Below are 647 nucleotides of genomic sequence, written 5' to 3' on the forward strand. Positions count from 1 at the left end.
AGCCGTTTTGTAGCGTGAGCGAGAGAGACTCTCCTGCTTCGACATGCTCTATCGCGCTGTTAAGCAATACCCGCACGCCCGCAAGTTGGTGGCGGGCTAGCAGGTAGTCGCGCGCCGGAGCAGGCGCGTTGCGGCCCATGACCGTTGGCGCCAGCTCCACCACCGTCACCTGACAGTCGCGTTGAGTCGCGCTGGCCGCCAGTTCCAGACCAATGGTGCCCGCACCGACAATGACAATCGACTTGCCCGGCAATAAATTGTCGCGCAGGCGCTCGGCATCGCCCGCGTGGCGCAGGGTGAAGCAACGATCGCCCAGCTTATCCAGTTGCGGAAGGGGGCGTGCCGCAGCGCCCGTCGCAATCAGTAGCCGATCCCATGGATAACTCTGCCCATTAGCCAGCACCAACTGATGCGTTTGGCGGCCGAGCGTCTGCACAGTAACCCCCAGATGCAGCTGTACGTTGTGTTCCCGCCACCAGTCAGCGGGGAGTATCGGCTGAAGTTGCGGATTGTCGTCCAGTAGCATCGCTTTGGAGAGCGGTGGGCGTTCATAGGGTAGATGCTGCTCATCGGAAAACAGGTGTAATTCGCCGTCAAAACCTTGTTGGCGCAGTGCAGCGGCAGCCATAGCCGCCGCCTGACCGCCG

At 61.8% G+C, this 647-nt stretch carries 1 protein-coding gene; it reads right to left on the bottom strand.

Features of this window, described 5'->3' with window-relative positions:
* Positions 1-647: FAD-dependent oxidoreductase (locus tag FDW94_RS24400; protein ID WP_249358577.1), on the bottom strand; the 647-nt coding region annotated here is incomplete at both ends.

It is taken from the genome of Citrobacter sp. wls757, assembly GCF_005280935.1.
Taxonomy (GTDB): Bacteria; Pseudomonadota; Gammaproteobacteria; order Enterobacterales; family Enterobacteriaceae; genus Citrobacter; species Citrobacter portucalensis.